The sequence below is a fragment of the Pseudomonas phytophila genome, assembly GCF_025643095.1.
In the GTDB taxonomy this organism is placed as follows: domain Bacteria; phylum Pseudomonadota; class Gammaproteobacteria; order Pseudomonadales; family Pseudomonadaceae; genus Aquipseudomonas; species Aquipseudomonas quasicaspiana.
In genome coordinates this window covers 5,260,446-5,279,278 of sequence record NZ_CP081201.1, presented here as the reverse complement: position 1 = coordinate 5,279,278, position 18,833 = coordinate 5,260,446, and the positions used below count along the sequence as shown (strand labels likewise).

General features: G+C 56.1%; 13 protein-coding genes. All 13 read right to left on the bottom strand.

Going from position 1 to position 18,833, the window contains the following annotated elements; genetic code table 11:
• Positions 1–431: 431 nt before the first annotated feature.
• Positions 432–1,883 carry a mannose-1-phosphate guanylyltransferase/mannose-6-phosphate isomerase gene (locus K3169_RS23860; RefSeq protein WP_099270426.1) on the bottom strand — a complete coding sequence of 484 codons (1,452 nt, stop codon included), beginning with the start codon at positions 1,881–1,883 and terminating at the stop codon, positions 432–434.
• Positions 1,884–1,999: 116 nt separating this feature from the next.
• Positions 2,000–2,668 (bottom strand): alginate O-acetyltransferase AlgF, encoded by a 669-nt coding sequence (locus K3169_RS23855; protein ID WP_027898946.1) that lies wholly within the window; start codon positions 2,666–2,668, stop codon positions 2,000–2,002.
• Positions 2,669–2,681: 13 nt separating this feature from the next.
• Complete coding sequence (locus tag K3169_RS23850) at positions 2,682–3,869, bottom strand: alginate O-acetyltransferase (protein ID WP_027898945.1); 1,188 nt, start codon at positions 3,867–3,869, stop codon at positions 2,682–2,684.
• Between the two features lie 9 nt (positions 3,870–3,878).
• Positions 3,879–5,456, bottom strand: a complete 1,578-nt coding sequence (locus K3169_RS23845) for an MBOAT family O-acyltransferase (protein WP_027898944.1) — start codon at positions 5,454–5,456, stop codon at positions 3,879–3,881.
• A 200-nt stretch (positions 5,457–5,656) separates the two neighbouring features.
• On the bottom strand, positions 5,657–6,778 hold the full coding sequence (locus tag K3169_RS23840; protein WP_231675414.1) for a mannuronate-specific alginate lyase: 1,122 nt from the start codon (positions 6,776–6,778) through the stop codon (positions 5,657–5,659).
• A gap of 8 nt (positions 6,779–6,786) precedes the next feature.
• Positions 6,787–8,226, bottom strand: a complete 1,440-nt coding sequence (locus tag K3169_RS23835; protein ID WP_027898942.1) for an alginate O-acetyltransferase AlgX-related protein — start codon at positions 8,224–8,226, stop codon at positions 6,787–6,789.
• 13 nt (positions 8,227–8,239) lie between these two features.
• Entirely contained in the window at positions 8,240–9,862 is a 1,623-nt protein-coding gene (gene algG / locus K3169_RS23830) for a mannuronan 5-epimerase AlgG (protein WP_231675415.1), read from the bottom strand.
• A gap of 26 nt (positions 9,863–9,888) precedes the next feature.
• On the bottom strand, positions 9,889–11,376 hold the full coding sequence (locus K3169_RS23825; protein ID WP_263268295.1) for an alginate export family protein: 1,488 nt from the start codon (positions 11,374–11,376) through the stop codon (positions 9,889–9,891).
• Entirely contained in the window at positions 11,373–12,791 is a 1,419-nt protein-coding gene (gene algK, locus K3169_RS23820) for an alginate biosynthesis TPR repeat lipoprotein AlgK (protein ID WP_122703894.1), read from the bottom strand. Before algK ends, K3169_RS23825 begins: the two co-directional genes overlap by 4 nt.
• Position 12,792: 1 nt before the next feature.
• Positions 12,793–13,962: an alginate biosynthesis protein Alg44 gene (locus K3169_RS23815; protein ID WP_095102239.1), complete on the bottom strand. Its 1,170-nt coding sequence runs from the start codon at positions 13,960–13,962 to the stop codon at positions 12,793–12,795.
• A gap of 42 nt (positions 13,963–14,004) precedes the next feature.
• A complete protein-coding gene (gene alg8 / locus K3169_RS23810; protein WP_099270421.1) occupies positions 14,005–15,486 on the bottom strand; it encodes a mannuronan synthase in 1,482 nt (493 codons plus the stop codon).
• Positions 15,487–15,592: 106 nt separating this feature from the next.
• Positions 15,593–16,909 carry a nucleotide sugar dehydrogenase gene (locus K3169_RS23805; RefSeq protein WP_027898936.1) on the bottom strand — a complete coding sequence of 439 codons (1,317 nt, stop codon included), beginning with the start codon at positions 16,907–16,909 and terminating at the stop codon, positions 15,593–15,595.
• A 933-nt stretch (positions 16,910–17,842) separates the two neighbouring features.
• On the bottom strand, positions 17,843–18,622 hold the full coding sequence (gene yaaA / locus K3169_RS23800; protein ID WP_122703896.1) for a peroxide stress protein YaaA: 780 nt from the start codon (positions 18,620–18,622) through the stop codon (positions 17,843–17,845).
• Between the last annotated feature and the right edge of the window lie 211 nt (positions 18,623–18,833).

Below are 18,833 nucleotides of genomic sequence, written 5' to 3'. Positions count from 1 at the left end.
GCTAATGGTGGTGCTAGAGGAACTGAGCCACATACCTGTACAGACTGCGTGAAAACTACTGCAGGCTGGGCACCTTCGGTACTACGCGCACAATACTGCGTTAAAAAAGGCGAAAAATACTCATTTAGAACACTAGAGTCGGACGCGATCCCGGCCGTTTTTCGCCTTTTTTTCGTTGTCTTGCCGTCGCTCGCTACGTTTTCACACAGTCTGTGTAGGAGCGAATTTAATCGCGAAAGCTTTTTGACAGCCCCGCACATGTATTGGATTTACCGGTCCCTTCGCGAATGAATTCGCTCCCACAGGGGAAGGTGCCATTTCGACCCACAAAAACGCAGGCCAAAAAAAACCTCAACAACCTGCTGCGGATGGGGTACGCAAAAGGTTGTTGAGGTGTACTGCTCGTTGCCGATTGCAGTTAAAACAGCAGATTAACGTGCAATGGTTTGCGTCTTGACGCCAGCTTCCAGTTGAGCGGAGCGACCGTAAACGTCTTCGTAACGTTCGATGTCGTCTTCACCCAGGTAGCTGCCCGACTGAACTTCGATGATTTCCAACGGGATCTTGCCTGGGTTTTTCAGGCGGTGAACCGAGGCAATCGGGATGTAGGTCGACTGGTTTTCGGTCAGCAGGAACACGTTCTCGTCACAGGTAACCTGTGCAGTGCCCGATACCACGATCCAGTGTTCGGCGCGGTGGTGGTGCATTTGCAGGGACAGGCTGGCACCCGGTTTTACCGAAATGCGTTTGACCTGGAAGCGGCCGCCCATGTCGACGGAGTCGTATGAACCCCATGGACGATAGACTTCAAGGTGGTTCTGAGTCTCGCTACGGCCCTGCTCATTGAGCGTGTTGACCATCTGCTTGACGCCCTGAACCTTGTCCTTGTGAGCAATCATCATGGCGTCTTTGGTTTCGACGACAACGATGTTGTCCAGACCGATCACCGATACCAGTTTGCCGTTGCCGTGGATCATGCAGTTGCGGCTGTCCTGGATAACCACGTCGCCTTTGGTGACGTTGCCGTTGGCGTCTTTCTGCTGCACAGCCCACAGCGAGGACCAGCAGCCCACGTCGTTCCAGCCAGCGGTCAGTGGCACAACGCAAGCGCGCTGGGTTTTTTCCATCACGGCGTAGTCGATGGAGTTGTCCGGGCAGCAGGCGAAGGTGGCTTCGTCGATGTCGATGGTGTCGCCTTCTTGCTTGCTGCGCTCCAGGGTCATCATGCAGGTGTCGTAGATGTCCGGATCGTGCTTTTTCAGCTCTTCGAGGAAGCGGCTGGCGCGGAACAGGAACATACCGCTGTTCCAGTAGTAACCACCGGCTTCAACGAACTCGGTAGCGCGCTGTTCGTCAGGCTTCTCGACGAAGTGCGATACGCGGCTCACGCCTTCTGGCAGCAGCGCATCAGCAGTGGATTTGATGTAGCCATAACCGGTTTCCGGCTTGGTGGCCGGCACGCCGAACAGAACCATCTCGCCACGCTCGGCCGCGACAGTGGCCAGCGCCAGTGCGCGTTGCAGAGCTTTCTGATCTTCAATCACGTGGTCAGCAGGCATGACCAGCATCAGCTCGTCGTTGCCTTCGCTGAGCAGGTGCATGGCGGTGATGGCAACGGCTGGCGCAGTGTTGCGGCCAAACGGTTCCATGATCACGGTCTGGGTTTCGAGGCCCAGAACACTCAGTTGCTCGTTGACGATGAAACGGTGTTCTTTGTTGCAAACCACGATCGGTGCTTGCATGCCTTCGAACTTCAAACGCTCGAGGGTTTGCTGGAAGAGGGTGTGGTTCCCGGTCAGCGCCAGAAACTGTTTAGGGAATTGTTTACGCGAAAGCGGCCAGAGTCGTGAACCGCTACCGCCTGACAAGATCACTGGAATCATGTTGTTTCTCCAAGAGCATTTCGAAATAGGGCTGTACGTCGGTCTGTCGTTTCTGTCTTGTTTTTGTTCCGTGTCGATCGGCCCACTCATCAGTGGGCCGACTGACTAATCCTTTATTAGCGAGTCGCTACCGGTGGTTTTACCCATACCGGAGACAGGCCACTGCCGCTACCGGTGATGTACAACACGGCGGCTTCGCCACGCTCCAGGGCAACCGGTTTCAGGTCAGTCACTTTCTTGTCGCCGTCGTACAGCGCCAGGCTGACTTTTACCGGATTGATTTCACGCTCACCGGTGCCTTTGGCAGCAACGGTTTTTACGACTTCGGTTTTGCCGTCAGCAGTCTTCAAGGTCAGTGCCTTGTCGCTCAGGTTCTGTACGCGAACCAGGGATTTCTGCTTGTTTTTGAACGGTGGTTCTTCAACCAGTTGTGGCTTGCCGCTGGCGTTGTTGACCAGGGTGTAATAGTGGTCGCCTGCCAGTTTCACCGGGACGCTTTGGCTGCCCAGTTTGGCGGTGTAGTCACCTTGTGGCATGAAGCTGAATGCGGTGCTGCCCTGTGGCGCTACTTCGTTCATGTTGGTGTTGCCAACCGAAGCGCTGATCTCGGAGCTGCTGGCGTTGTAGACACGCACGAAGGTCGAGCCTTTTGGTGCGGTTGGGCCATACAGCGCGGAGTCACCGGCGAATGCTTGCAGGGTGAAGAGGCTGATACCGGCAGCCAGTGCGCAGGTTTTCAGCAGGCTTTTCTTGGCAGTACGAGTGTTCGAATTCTGTAGGTTCATCTGTTTAGTCCTCTCAGTTTTGGGCCTGGTTTGGCGAGTCGGAAGGTTTGACGTTCTGAACGACGTTTTGTTGCGTTTTGATCGCTTCAGGAGCAGCTTTTTTTAGCTGTGCAATCCACTGCTGATCAAAGTCTTTAAGGTCGTTGTGAACGGGCAGATAACGTTCCGGAAATTCCCAGATCAATACTTGCGGCGGGCTGTTTTTGAACGCGTCGGTTTGCAGGTATTTGAGCATCGGCAGGATCGGGCCGTGGCCGTCTTCCGCGTAGTTCACAACATCACTGTGCAGCGCCTCTTTAAGCGCACCGACGAAGTTCCAGTTCGGGTTGGCGCTGTAGCTTGTTCCCACCAGACCAACGGCGACATCACTGTCGGCGAACAACGCGTCATCGCCTTCGGCCTCTGCGGCTACCGGGTCAGTGCTGCGTTGTTGCAGTTGATCCGGTTGTGGCAACAGGTTGCTGAACAACGGGTCAAGCGGAAGGAAGTTGGTCAGGTCGCCTTTGTAAGGCGCTGTTTCCTTGGCCTGGGTGACGAACTTTTCAGGCTCGCCGCTCAATGGCGTCTGCTCTGCGATGACTGTGCCCAACTGCTTGGCCACAACTTCGGCACCCATCGGCGTCCAGTGGGTATCGGTGCGCAGGAAGACCTGGCCGTGTTGCTTGGCACCTTGCAGCGGTGTCAGCAAATCAGGCGCGACCAGACCGGCTTGCGCAGCGTGCTCGTGGAACTGCTGATAAAGGTCGGTGTGCAACGTGGCAGGTTTGTTGTCGCCAATGTGCTCCGGATACAAGCGGGTCTTGGCAGGAATAATCGCCAGCACCAGCTTTGTACCTTTTGCGTTTAGTTCGTCGCGTACGCCCTGGATGATTGCCAGGTTTTCCGCTTCGTTCTTGTCACCGTTGGCGATGGCATCGAACTCTTCATCAGTGAACAGCCACTGATCCTTGCCGAGTACAACGCCCGGGCGGCCTTCGTTGAACAGCTTGTAATCCAGCGCTGCCCAAAGGTTGGTGCCCAGACGCTTGATCGGAAACTCTTCGTCGTAATGAGTTTCCGCTGCCTTGGTCCACTTACCGTTAAGCACGGTGGTTTCCGGGGTGGTCGAGAAGCTGGCAAAGCTGCGCAGCGACCAGATACCCAGGATCAGCAGGATAGCCAGGAACAGGGTGATGTAGAGGATGCGTAATGAACGGGTCATGGCAGGTCCTCAGAATTGGAAGTAAAGGAACGGCGAGAAGCTTTGCGCCGACAGTTTGAGAATCGAAGCAATGAACAGCAGCAGGATCAGTGCGCGCATTGCGTAACGTGGCCAGTCAGCAACCCAGTAAGCAGGCTGTACCTGAGCTTCAGTACCCACGATGTAGCCTGGTTCGTGAATGCTTCCTGGTTTGTCACCCGGTACGGCTTTGATCATGCCTGGCTGCGCAGTGGCAGGGCCGTCAGCCTGAACACCCAGATCCGGGTTGCTCTTGCTGGCAGCTTTTTCGGCAGGACGGTTGGCATAGAAGTCACGCAGACCGAAGAACGCCAGTGTTGCGTAAGCCACGACCATGGTCGCCACTTGCAGACCGGTGAGGCTGGCCTGGTTGAGTTCCGACAGTTTCCAGTCACCGAAGCCAAACATCGCGCTGTACATACGGCCGGCAACGTGCAGGTTTTCGGAGCGGAAGATGACCCAGCCAGTGACCACGATCAGGAAAGTCAGGGCCCAGCGCAGTACGTTAAAAGTACGTGGTGCGGTGTTCAGGCCGATGGCTTTCTCGATCGCCAGCCAGATACCGTGCCATGCACCCCAGATTACGTACGTGATGTTGGCGCCGTGCCACAAACCACCCAGCAGCATGGTCAGGAACAGGTTGCGATAGGTCGCGAACTTGCTGCCACGGTTGCCGCCCAGAGTGATGTACAGGTAGTCACGCAACCAAGTGGAGAGGCTGATGTGCCAGCGACGCCAGAACTCGGTGATCGACTGGCTGATGTAAGGCTGTTTGAAGTTTTCCATGAAGCGGAAACCCATCATCAGGCCCAGACCAATGGCCATGTCGCTGTAACCGGAGAAGTCGAAATACAGTTGCGCGGTATAAGCCAGTGCACCCAGCCAGGCGTCGCCTGTGGTCGGGTTTTCCAGCGCGAAGCAGTGGTCAGCGACAACGGCGAGGGTGTCGGCGATGAACACTTTCTTGATGAAGCCCTGCATGAAGCGCGTGCAGCCTTCGGAGAACTTGTCCAGGGTGTGGGTGCGATTGTTGAACTGGTCAGCCAGGTCACGAAAACGCAGCACAGGGCCTGCAATCAAGTGCGGGAAGATCGCGACAAATGCAGCGAAGTCGATCAGGTTGCGTGTGGCCGGGGTATCACCGCGGTACACGTCAATGATGTAACTGATGGACTCGAAGACATAGAACGAGATACCGATTGGCAGCAACACGTGGGTCAGGATGAACGGTTCCAGACCGACCGACGTCATCATTGCGTTGATGCTGTCGACGCCGAAATTGGCGTACTTAAAGTAGCCGAGGATACCGAGGTCGACCACCACGCCCAGCAACAGCCAGCGTTGAGCCGGCTTGGTGCGAACGCCTGCCGCACCAATCTGCAGGCCGATCCAGTAGTTCCACACCGTTACGCCGATGAACAGCGCGAGGAAGTCCACACGCCACCAGGCATAGAACACATAACTGGCAATCAGCAGCAGCAGATTGCGATAGCGTTGCCCGCTCAAGTAATACAAGCCGAGGAAAATCGGCAGGAACAGGAACAGGAACACGTTGGATGAGAACACCATCCTGATATCTCCGTTTATCCATCAGTCAAGGGCCCAAAGCCCCCCCAAACCCCCCACACCGATGTGGGGGTTAACGCGTTACCTGTAGGAGCTGCCGAAGGCTGCGATAAGGTCGGTACGACCTTCAAGCAACTCCGAAATCAGAGACTGCTCCGCAGCCGATCGCAGCCTGCGGCAGCTCCTACAGTTTCAATCGTGTATCAACCGCCTTTGTCGCCTTTCTCATGCTCAGGGTCGTAGACCTTGGTCAGGTCACCGCCCAGACGGAAGGTTTTGAAAGGTTGTTTTTCGTGCTTGTCTTCAAGTACTTCAGGGCTGCAGGTGTAGAGCGAGCAGTACGGTTCCAGCCAGGCAAATTTCGGATCCTTCTTGAGGTCCGTCATGTCCTGTTTTTCACCGTTTTTAGCAGCGAAGGCAGCCGGGTCTTTCACGCCAGACAGCACGCGATCAGCCAGACGTTTCAATGCACCATTGTTTTCCGGACGCAGGTCTACACCGTTGGCCTGCGCAAAGCTGGCAATCATCGCCAGTGGCGGCAAGGCGTAGTTGTGATAGGAGAGGGCACGCTGACGACGCTTCATCTCGTTCGGCAAGTAGCCTTCCGGATCGACTTGGCTGGCGGCAACTTTGAATTCTTTGATTGCCCAGTCGAACAGGTCCTGACGGTTGGTGGCGACAGCCGTTGCCATCACCGACCATGCGGCCCAGTACGAGTGGTTGTTGATTTTTTCCATCGGCAAGTTGCTCCAGTCACTGATGACCTGGTCAGCCAGTTTGCTGAACCATGCCTCAATGATCTGCGCGTCCGCCTGGCGGTTGGCCAATGGATGCGAGTCGGAGAACTTCAAGCGCAGGTAAGCGGAGGACATGCTGCCCAACGCCCATTTGCGCATCGATTTACCGGTATGGTTGAAGTCCTTGGACTCCAGCGCATCAGCCTTGGCCCAGGTAGTCATCATGTTCAGCGCGCAATCGAGCTGTTCTGGACGACCATCGCGCATGTACTGCATCACGACTTTGCTGACGCCACGCTCAAGGGTGGTGATGTCTTTGGTCGCACTGCGAAACGCTTCTTCGGACGCTTCGTTCAGGGTCGCACGCGCCTTGTCTGAACCTTCGTATTTGCTGCGAAACACCAGCTTGTCGGTGTAAGGCTTTGGAACGGCGTCACAACTGAAGTTGTGGTCGCCGGTTTTCATTTTTTCGATCGGAGCGTCGTAGCCTTTGGGTGGCACGAGGTTCGCGGCGCTGGCGGCCCCGGCGCCACCGGCCATAATGGCCAGTGACAGCAGGGTAGGTAACATCAGTTTCGGAGTGTGCATAGGTAGCCTCATAACCCGGCTTGCGCAGTTTGCTGCGCAGTGCCTGGGAACACGTTGCGTTTGCATACTTTCGCTTCGACTTTCTGGGGTGCAGTGCCCGCTTCCGGACCCTGGATTTCCAGTGCTAGCAGTTGCTGGTCAGCCCAGTCTTCATCTGTTCGCAATTCGAAGGAGAAGCGCCCGTCTGTATCGGATGTTTCCGGTTTTTCGATTTTCAGATCTTCGTGACGACCGTTCATGTACCAGAGTCTGGCTTGCAGAACTTTTACCGACGTGTCGGCAAAACGGATGTCGATCTGATTGCTGCCATTGCGGATGTTCTTGATTCCATTCTTACCGTTGACCAGCACTTCGTTGTTGCCGGTTTTCAGCGTGGTGCTTGCACTCATCAGTGCAGGTTTGCCTTCGCAGCCGTTATCCAGCAGCGACATCATCTGGCGGTAAATGGTCTCCTGGTCCAGGCGATACAGCGGCGAGAATTCCCAGATCAGGATTTTTGGTGGACGTTTCTGGAAGTCTTCACTGCCCAGGTACTGCAACATCGAACCTTCCAGACCACCGCCAGGGAAGGCGACGTTGAGGATGTCGGCACCGATGTACTCTTGCAGGAAGCCGGCGAAGTTGTAGTTCTTGCCGCTGTGACTGGTACCGACCAGAGTGATTTCCGGGTTGCCGGAATCACCGAACAGGTCGCCGTCACCGGCCTCGCCTTTAGGCTCGGTGGTGAACTGGTCCATGTACTGGATCGCGTAGGTGTTACCGCACAATTGTGCTGCCATGTTGTGCAGGGTACCGGTTTTGCCCATGCGTCCCGAAACGTGGCTTTCGAATTCACGCTTTGGAATGTCGGCGTAGCCCGGGATTTTCTTCACGGTTTCGGCAACGATTTTCGCGGTGCGCTGAGCGCCGTATGGCGTCCAGTGCTGGTCGCCGCGGAAATAGAAATCATGGGCCTGTTGCTCGTTGGTCAACGGCGACAGATCTGGAACCCAGTAGCCCATCTTGTCGAAGCGACCGAGCATGGCCTTGTAGTTGGTCAGCGCTTTTTCATAGTCGAACTTGTCGCGTTCGGCAGGGAACAGTTTGTTGCGATCCACAAGGCCGCGAGTCGGCTGATACACCACTACCAGTTCAACGCCTTTGCTCTTGAAGGCATCGTGCAGTTGTTGCATGCGGCGATAGCCTTCTGGCGTGGTGTTGAATTCGGTACGCAGGTCTTCCTGGGTACGGAACAGCCAGTCACCTTCTGCTTGCACCAGCGTGGTGAAGTTCTGCTGGTAGCGCGTGGTGTAATTTCTGGCGTCATGCGCTTGCGGGCACAACTGGCAGCATGGCTCAGCGGTGAAGTTGGGCGCTTGCAACTCGTCTGCACGTGCGCCGCTGCTGATTGCCATCAGTGCTGCGGTCAGGCCGGACAGGCTGAGTAATTTGATCAAGTGTGCGTGCATAAACATTACCTTCTCAGTCCTGAAGTTCTTTCTGGCTTTCGACCGGATCGATCAGCACGGCTTTCTGTTGGCGTACCAGCAGGTCAAGGATTTCATCCTGACGTTCGCCCAGAATGCCGGCGAAGCTGATACCGCTGTTCTTGGTCGGAGCCAGCATCGCCACTCGGTAGAGTTCGATACTCAGTGGCGAATCGATCGACAGTGGGCCCGAGTTATTACCGGTCAGTTCACCACCGACAACAATCAGCGACACCTTGGATTCGAACGGGTCGAGCGCGATGTCGCGGTCGGTGTTGCTCAAATCCTTGATGTGCCCGTAGACACCCAGCAGACCGTTGGCCATGGCGATGTTTTCGTAAAGGCGGATGTTCACGCTGTTACGAACGCGTATGCCGTGACGACGGTTAGCGATGACCTTGTTGCCCCACAGCAGGTTGTCGCCGCTTTCGTACAAGGTGATGCCGTCAGTGTGGTTCTGGTAAACCTCGTTGTAGGCAACGATGTTGTTGACGCTGTTACGGTCCAGAACCATGCCGGACAACTTGTTGTTGTGAGTCTTGTTGTTGAAGATGAAGCTGTCGTTCACCTCACGGGAAATAATGATCCCGTGCTTTTTCTTGGTTCCGTAGACGTCGTTTTCGGCAATGATTAGACCGTGGGAACGGTCGTGTGGGTCGATGCCGTAAACGATGTTGTCGCGGTAGGTACTGCCTTTGACCACGAAGTCTTTGGTTTCATAGCAGTAGAAGCCGTACCACATGTCCGAGAACTCCGAGCCGACGATCCAGCCGGTCGGATCGGGCTTGTTCATTTCTTTGACCATGTTGGGCGTGTACTGGGAAATACTCACACCGTAGGACTTGCTCTGGTCGTAACCCAGGCTCGCCATTTTGGTGTTGATGATGTAGACCTCAGAGCCACCCCAGGACAGCAGGAACGGACGGAATTCGTCGGGCTTGCGGAAGGTCGACGGCGTGTTGTCCTTTTCGCGCCAGCCATTCATCTGGGTGTCGCTCATGAACAGCTTGCCTTCAACAACCAGGAATGCGCCTTTCTCTTGAGACAGGCGCAGCTCCTTGGTTTTCTTGTTGGCTTCGAAGATGCCGGTAGCCTTGACCAGAATCGGCAGGCGAGCTACGTAAGTGCCTGGCGATACTTCGCTCAGGTACTGTTTCGGGACTTTTTTCGCCAGATCCTGAACCGTCACATAGCCGTCTTCGATGATGATTGCCTGCGGGATGCCTTGTTGACGGGCAACCCATTCGGCCATCTTGTTATCGCCACCGATAAACTCTTTCAGACCCACTTCCGACATCATTCGAGCCACTCGAATCTTGCCCGCTTTGGTGCGGACAATTTTCTTGGCAGCGGCTTCGGCGGTGTAGCCGGAGAGGTCTGGTAGCTTGGGTTTTTCCAGGTGCAGTGTTTCCACCGGCGGGCTGCTGATGGTGTAGTTTTTGGCCTGCTGCAACTCTTTGACCACTGCCGCACCGTTCACCGGAGCCGGGACCGGGTTGACCGGCACTGTGGCGGCCATGGCGGAGCTGGCGAGCAACAGCGCGCCGCTCAGCACTGCGCTTTCGAGCAGTGCTTGCGGCCATGCGCGGTTGCGCAGACTGCTTGCTTGACTGTTCATCTCATCGCACTCCTTTCGCGGTTGCATCAGAAGCGCCAGATGACGTCGACAATGGCGCGGTGCATGTAGCTGTCGACTTCGCTGCCGTAAGCATCACCCGGTTTGAAGACACCGGCACGCAGACGGACGAGCGCTGAAGGTTCGTCCATCGACTGACTGAGTGCCGCAGGCAACAGACCGCCTTTGAAGTACTTGGTCACGACCAGGTCCATTTCCTGACCCAGGTCTTTATCACCGTCGGTGCTCAATGGCAGGGACGAGAGAACCCCGTTGTCATCTCTGCCAACCGCGTTGATGCCCGAGGTGCCGATGCGAGAGTCACCATCGGTGCGGCGGAATTTGTGGTAGATCAAAGAAGCGTCGTATTCATCCTGCATCTGCCAGGACGCAAACAGCGAGCCGCTTTCCACGTTGGCCATGTCGGCCTGGAATGCTTCACCGAAGCGGTGGATGCGTGAGCGAGTACCGGTCCAGTTTGAGCGGTTGGATTCCAGACCGTTCTGTTCGTATTCCTTGCTGGCGCGCGAGTAGGCGGCGCCGACTTGCCATTGCGGGTCAAGACGGAAACGCAGACCCAGGTCAGTGGCCCAGCCATTGACGTTGCTACTGGTTTTAGGACCTGCTTCAAATCGCTGGTCAGTCGTCGAGTCGAACGGTGTAGTGATACTGTCACGATCACCGGTCAGCCAGGTCAGGCTGCCCCAGTAATTGATCGGGTTGGTGTTGCGATGGTTGTAAGCATCGCTGTTGGCCTGAATGCCCAGCCAGGTGAGGTCACCATTGGAGGTCTTGTCCAGATCATCAACTTCCTGACCTGGCTTTTTCAGGTTGCCGTCATCCTGGCTATGGTGTGCACGCACACCGGCCCATTGGCCCGGCATCCACTGGTAGCTGACGTCACCGAAGATATGTTTGCGGTCTTCATCCCGCGGGGACAATTCAGTCAGGTCAGTGCGGTATTCGCTGAAGCGTTGAGCAACGCCCACGTCTGCTTTGAGCAGTGTGGTGTCGAAGACCCAGTTAACGGCCTCGATATTCGTGTCGTGCCACTGGCCATCGTCATTGCGCAGACGCTGACGACCGACTTTGAGTACCTCGCCAGGGTAGGCGGTGAAGCCGCTGTAGCCAATCCAGAATTCGCGCAAGGCCAGATAGCTCTTGTCGACTTCGCGCTCGCTGGCATTGCCACGAGACTGAGTGGTTTGTTGGGTTGCGGCGTCGGTTTGTTCAAGAGGGTCAGTCTGAATGGTGTCAGTGGCAGTCACCACTTGACCCATCGCATAACCGCTCCAGTCGCCACGTTCGCCATAGACCCAAGGACGCAGGTCCAGACCGAGACCGTTTACATCGCCACCGGAGCGTGTGCCCAGGTCGCGGTCGTCTTCGGCCTGGCCGCTGATTTTTACTTCCAGACCAAAGTTCTTCTCTTCGGTCAGGGCCGCCAGTGTCGGCGTAGCCCAAAGCAGGGTAAAGCCAAGACCCAGGCCTGCGGCCATCAGGGGATTCAACTTCATAGTGGTGCGTCCTCGCCGTCTTCTTCTTTCAGGGCTTGAATGGCCAGCGCGTTTTGGCTGGTGATGCCCCGGACGTTTTTCTCTTGCTGCAACAGCCGTTGGGCGGTGGCGAGTTTTTCAGGGGGCAAGGCGGTGCTGATTTCCTGCGCGAGATCAGTGGCAGCCGGCGTCGGCGTTGGAGCCTGAAGCGCCAGTTGGCTGAACACCCAGGCATTGACCGGGTTAGGCATGGTGCCTTTGCCTTGGGAGAACAATTGGGCAATGGCAAAGTCAGCGCTGTTCTGGCCGCCACGTGCAGCGATCAGCAGTTCGTCCAGTGCCTTTTGCGATTCGACCTTGCCGAGGTAACCACGGCGGTAGATCTGACCCAGGTAGTAATGCGCGGAGAGCTCACCACCGGCGGCGGCTTTTTTCATGTGCTCTTCGGCTTTGCGTGAATCAGCCGGTACCCATTTACCTTCGTAGTACAGGCGACCCAGCAACAGCTCGGCGCGGGGTTGGTCCGCAGCACGACCGTTATCCAGGTATTCCATCATCTTGTTGACGTCGCCCAGTTCGGGGAAGTCGTAAAGCAGTTTGGCCAGTGTTACCCATGAAGCGGGGTAACCCGGTGCAACTTGTTCAAGCAATTGCTGAGCGGTTTTTTCATCGGGAGTACCGATGGACGCATCACCCAATACGCGGGCTACGCTGTCCACACGCTGAGCGCCGACGCCGCCAATGGAATAAGCACTTTTCAGTTGCTCGACCACGGCGGTGCGCTGTTCGTTCTGGCCACGTTTCTGATAGACCGTCACCAGCTCGACGTAGCAGATGTCGACTTTGCTCAGTGCGTTTTTGCAGATGTTTTCCACGTCATCCAGATGCTGATCGTAAGTGCCCTGGGTGCGGTACAGCAGCACTTGGGCCAGACCGGCTTCCGGATAACCCTGTGCACGCCACTCGCTGATTTTCTGCTGGGCATTCACGTTCGGAAAGCTGTGCGGGAATTGCAGGTAAAGCATGGCCAACGGCGTCAAAGAGCTGGTATCGCCACTGGCGAAGGCCTTTTTCAGCAGGCTTTCAGCTTCGTGGTGTTCCGCTTCAGTCGCGCCCGGTTTGGTCGCCAGCAGGCGACCCAGACGAGCTTGAGCACGCGGCGACGTTTCAGCAGCAGCGCGATAAGTGGCTTCAGCTTCCTTGATGCGCTGCGGATCACCGCTTTGCACTGCAATGTCAGCCAGGCCTACCTGTGCATCGCTGTAGCCCAGGTCCGCCAGTTGCCGATAGTTCTGTTCTGCCAGAGCGGTGTCGCCGTTCTTCAAGGCTTCATTGGCCAGGCGTTGATCGGGCAGACCGGCACAACCGGTCAGCGCGATGGCAACGGCCAGGCTCAATAGGGTAGGGCTCGACAATCGTTGTAATGGGCTACGCATGTTAGAGACCCGCGGCCATGGCTTTGTCGATCAGCCAGTTCATCGATGGACCACGATCGCTGGTGACTTCAACCGGACGGCCAGCCAGGGAAGTGTCCAGCACTTCGTCAGGCTTGATCTGCACGCGGATATCGGTGGCCAGATCGGTTTCGCTCAGGTTGGTGCTGCTGACGATTTTGCCGCTGCGAACGTTGTCTTCACCGGCTACCTGGAAGTTAACGCGGGTGCCTGGCTTGACGTCGTTGAACTGGCGATAGGTGAAGCGGGCTTCAACATTGGCTGCGGTGTTACGCGGTACCAGTTGGAAGATCACCTGGCCTTTGGCAGCGAACTGACCATCGGAAACCAGTTGCTTGGCAATCACGCAGTCGCAAGGGCTGGTGAGGGTACCGGCCATTTGCTTGCCATACAGCTCTTCGATTTTTGCAGGTTGCAGGTCGTCGCCGTTCAGGCTGCCCTTGAGCATTTCCAGCATGCTGGTGTTGAACGAGGCCATTGGTGCGCCCTTGGCGACCGGAGTGTTGACCGCGACCAGGCTCTGTACGGTGCCTTCACGCGGCATCGTTACGTCCATGGCTGGCAAGGTGACCAGGCCGGCCGAGGAGTGGCTGACGAAGTACAGGCCGTAAACGGTTTTGAAGATAAAGCCGAATGCTGCCAGACCGACGATGAAGATACCGAGGGTGAAGGTCACTGCGCGCAGGCGACCCAGAGCGCTCATGCCGTCGCCGCTGCCTTTCACCTTGCGTGCTTTGGTGAAGTTGTCACGCTGCAGGGTAGCGAGCACTTCACCCATGCTGACGATGTCGCCGCTCAGGTGCGAGGTGATCAGGTGACGCAGAGTGGCGATGTCTTGAGCTTCCAGATTCTGGAACTGGCAACCCACGCGACCGGTGGAAGGATCAATGGAGCGCACCTGCATCTCAACGTCCATGGCCAGGCCAAGGTTGTCGATCAGGAACTGCAGGCGCCCCTTGATAACTTCACCTGCCGTTGGGCGCTGCTGCGCAGGCGCGACGAAGCTCAGGCCGCCAGCGGACAAGTCTTCAACTTGTACCAGAGGCGCGTTCGGGGCTTCGAGCAAGCGCAGCTTGGCCGGGATTTTGACCCGGGCGTGTTGGCGCTGGGCTTCGGATTCGTGTACGACGTTTGCATTCACGGCTGTATTCATGGCTAATTTTTCCTACTTAAGCGATTAATCCGTTGGCCCGGTTTAAACCATCGTCAACAGCACTGCGACGAAGATGGTGCCAGCCGAGAAAGTCATGGTTCGAGATGACCAGGTGTTGAACCAACCCTGGAAACTGGCCATGTCACGGCTGAGTTTGGTGTCTTGACGCGTCCAGGACTGGCGGTCCAGGCGGAAGAAGACGTAGATCTTCATCAGTGCGCCGACGATCTGGTTGTAATAAAGAATGACGGGGTAGGCCGGCCCGATGTTGTGCCCTGACAAGGACAGCAGCAGGGTCAGGATCAAGCGGGTTATCCCGATCCACAGCAGATACATCAGGATGAACACACCGCCGTATTTGAAGCTGGCGATGATCGCAACGGTGAGGCCGAGAATGGAGGTCCACATCGACACACGCTGGTCGAACAGCACGATGCTGGTGAAGATCCCGAGACGACGAACGCCCAGACCCAATGCACGCGAGTTCTGACGCAGGTTGTTGCCGTACCAGCGGTACATCAGTTTGCGGCTGGCCTTCAAGAAGCTCTTTTCCGGCGGGTGCTCAACGGTGTTGATCGTAGCGTCCGGCACGTAGAACGTGTCGTAGCCAAGACGCATCAGGCTGAACCAGCTGGACTTGTCATCACCGGTCAGGAACTTGAACGTACCCAGACGCCAGTGATGCAGCGAATCGCTTTCAACGTCGGCAATGAACTCAGGGTCAGTCACGACCGTGGCGCGGAACACTGACATACGACCGGTCATGGTCAGTACGCGCTTGGACAGGGCCATCGAGCACATGTTGATGTGACGCTGCGCGAAACGCAGTTTGTGCCACTCACTCATGATGTAGCCGCCGCGGACTTCGCAGAACTCGTTAGTGGTCAGGCCGCCGACATTGCCGAACAGCTGGAACCACGGAACAGTCTTGCGAACCACGCCTTCAGACAGCACGGTGTCGCCATCGATCACGGCGACCACAGCACGGTCATCCGGCATGTGCCGGGAGATTGCGCGGAAGCCGAAAGCCAGACCGTCGCGTTTACCGGTACCGGCAATACGTACGAAGTCCAGTTTGACGTGAGCAGGCGGGTTGGCCTTTTCCCACATCGCTTTGACCAGCAACTCGTCTGACATTTCTACCAGGGAGCAGACCACGGTGGTCGGGTAGCCGCATTCAATGGCTTCGCGAATGACCGAGCTGTACACCTGGGCGGTGGTCAGTGCGTCGATACGAAAGCTGGTGACCATCAGGAACACGTGAGACGGGTCCGCCGACTTGCCCAGCTTGCGCACTTTGCGACGCAGGTGCGGGTAAACGATGTAGAGAAAGATCATGCCGCGCACAAAGTGCGTAGCGCCCATCGAGTAGCGCCAGATGCCCACGGCGCCAATCAGGAAAATAAAGTTCTTCGACTGTGAGTCGAAGATACTGGTAGGCAACGCGGTTGCGAGAGCCCCTAATAAACTCAGGTAGAACAACCAACCTGCGGCCTGTAGTAGACCATGCTTAAGCCTGTGCATATCTGGTATCCCTAGGTCAGTTGCAAGCTTCAAGCTGCAAGCCCCAAGTGGGGGTTGCAGCTTGAACTTTTGGCTTGCCGCTTTAAGCTTGTAGCTTGCCGCTGGTTTACCAGCAGATACCTTCAGCGCTAGCGTTTTCGGCAGTAGTGGTGGTCATGAAGCCGACCAGGTCCACAATCTGCTTGCCCGCTGGAGCCTTGTCGGCCAGGGCGCGGAAGCGCTCATCACGGTTGCCCAGGATGATCACGTCGGCGTGTTCGATCACAGCGTCGAAGTCCGAGTTCAGCAGGGACGAAACGTGCGGGATCTTGGACTCGATGTATTCCTTGTTGGCACCGTGAACACGAGCGTATTCAACGTTGCTGTCGTAGATGCTCAAGTCGAAGCCTTTACCGATCAGCATTTCAGCCAGCTCTACCAGCGGGCTTTCACGCAGGTCGTCAGTACCGGCCTTGAAGCTCAGACCCATCAGCGCGACTTTGCGAGTGTCGTGGGCAGCCACGATGTCGAAAGCGTTCTGAACCTGGGAAACGTTACTGCGCATCAGCGAGTTGAGCAGAGGTGCTTCAACGTCCAGGCTGCCAGCACGGTAGGTCAGGGCGCGGACGTCTTTTGGCAGGCAAGAACCGCCGAAAGCGAAGCCTGGACGCATGTAGTACTGGGACAGGTTCAGTTGCTTGTCCTGGCAAACCACTTCCATTACTTCACGACCATCGACGCCGCACGCTTTGGCAATGTTGCCGATTTCGTTGGCGAAGGTGACCTTGGTGGCGTGCCACACGTTGCAGGTGTACTTGATCATTTCGGCAACAGCGATGTCCTTGCGGATGATCGGTGCGTCGAGTTCTTCGTACAGAGCTTGCAGCACGTCGCCGGACGCTTTATCGAACTCGCCGATAACGGTCATTGGCGGGTGATCGTAGTCTTTGATCGCGGTGCTTTCGCGCAGGAACTCAGGGTTCACTGCAACGCCGAAGTCGACACCGGCTTTTTTGCCGGAGCAGTCTTCGAGGATTGGGATCACAACGTTGGCAACAGTGCCCGGCAGAACGGTGCTGCGCACAACGATAGTGTGACGGGTGTCTTTTTCACGCAGTACGAAGCCGATTTCGCGGCAAACGGATTCGATGAAATCGAGTTCCAGGTCGCCGTTTTTCTTGCTTGGAGTACCCACGCAGATCATCGACACGTCAGTGGCGCGGATGGCCTCGGAAAAGTCCGTGGTGCCACGCAGTTTGCCAGTGCGAATACCCTTGTCCAGAAGCTCGCCCAGACCAGGCTCTACGATTGGCGATTTGCCGTTATTGATAAGGTCGATTTTGGCGCTGGAGATATCAACACCAACAACATCATGACCCCGCGCAGAAAGGCAACCGGCACATACTGCACCGACGTAACCCAAACCAAAGATGCTGATACGCATCGTACTCTCCTCGATTTACACGCCATTAAGTTGGCTGGATATTGAATTTTGGCCAGCAGGTATCGCGCACTCGGAGGTGGGACTTAAAGAAGTCTCACAACAAGTACAGGCATATTTAAAAAAGACGAGTGCCAGAAGTAACTAAGGCAATCTCAAATACTGCTGAGTCTTGAACGGCAAGTAACCTGGCTGTGACAGCGACAGGGCCTCGCTCTGGGATGTGGTAAACCACTCCTTTAGGTGCTGACGCTGTCTTGATACCGACAGACCCGGACCAGAGCCTTGGGCTGCCATGCCTCAATGTCGCGCTCTGCACTTGAACAGTGCTTTGCCATACGACTAAAACTTTGTAAGTGTGAGCCAATCTCCCGACTGCCTACCGCCGCTGATCCTGAGATCAGTGTGATGAACGGCAACTTCCACATTTTCTACACCCCTTGTAAGTGATCTCTCACAAGGAGGGCGAGAATTGTTACGGGATGTAGGAGCGTTTGATTTCGGGATAAGTTCCGGGCCACTCGTCCTCTTTTTGAGAATTTTTCTTTTTGAAGGCCCGGATGAGGTGATCGCACGGTGATGCCATCTGGGCTGAAGGCCTTGTAGGGCAAGGGTTGCCGCCGAGTCGGTGTGAGGATGCTACTACTGTGAACAAGCCAAATGCTACTACACAAAAAATTTGTTAATTTTTTGAGAAAAACACTAACTAAAAAAAGGTGACTTTTAGTTGGCGACAGTAAATTGTCAAAGTGCAATTTGCATGACGTTTATAAGGGGATAAATAGCATAGTGCAGGGGATAAACTCGCCTTAAGCGGGTTAATACGAATGTTGTGGAATGCCTTTGACCGGAAAAGCAGCATTTCAGGCAGTGAAAATGCCGCGAAAGCGCCAGCGTCTTGCCCGGTCAAAGCGGGTCCTCCTGCGGAGCGAAGAGCTACGATTCGGGCGTGTCGCGCAGGAATACCAGACGGGTTGCCGTTGACTGCTCTTTGCTGAAGCGATAACCCCCGACGTCGAACTGTTTCAGTGCATCCGGTGTATCGATTTTTTCCGATATAACAAAGCGGCTCATCATGCCCCGCGCCTTCTTGGCGTAGAAGCTGATGATCTTGTACTGGCCGTTCTTCAGGTCTTTGAAATCGGTATCGATGATGCGCGCGTTTAATGCTGGACGTTTAACGGCAGAAAAGTACTCGTTGGACGCCAGGTTCAACAGCAGGTCATCGCCTTGTTCTGCCAGTGCCTCGTTCAGCCACTCACTGATTCGTGTGCCCCAGAACGCGTAGAGATCCTTGCCGCGAGCATTGGCGAGTTTGGTGCCCATTTCCAGCCTGTAGGGCTGCATCAGGTCCAGTGGGCGCAACAGACCATAAAGGCCGGACAGCATGCGCAAGTGATCCTGGGCATAGCTGAGTTCAGTTTCACTCAGTGTTTCGGCTTGCAAGCCGGTGTACACGTCGCCTTTAAAAGCCAGCAGCGCCTGCTTGGCATTCTCCGGAGTGAACGCTGGGTTCCAGCTGCCGAAACGTGCGGCATTGAGCCCTGAGAGCTTGTCGGAAAGGTGCATCAATTCGCCGATCTGTGCGGGGGTCAATTCGCGCAGTATCTCGATCAGCTCCTGGGAGTGATCCAGATACTGCGGCTGGGTAAAACGTTCGGTAGTCGGCGGGGTTTCGAAATCCAGGGTTTTTGCCGGGGAAATCACCATCAGCATGGGGTCGTCTCCTTTAATCGTCGGACGATTCTAGGGGCTGTTGCTGGCTGACTCCAGCTATGGTGGCGATAGGAGAGATGTTTTGACGCGTGGCGCAGGGCTGTAGGGGGGGGGCGTTCAGGTAGGAGGCAACTTGTTGGCGAGAGGGTTGACGCGGTTCTTCAGGCACGCCGCCTCGCGAACAAGTTCGCTCCTACCGGGCAGCGCCTTG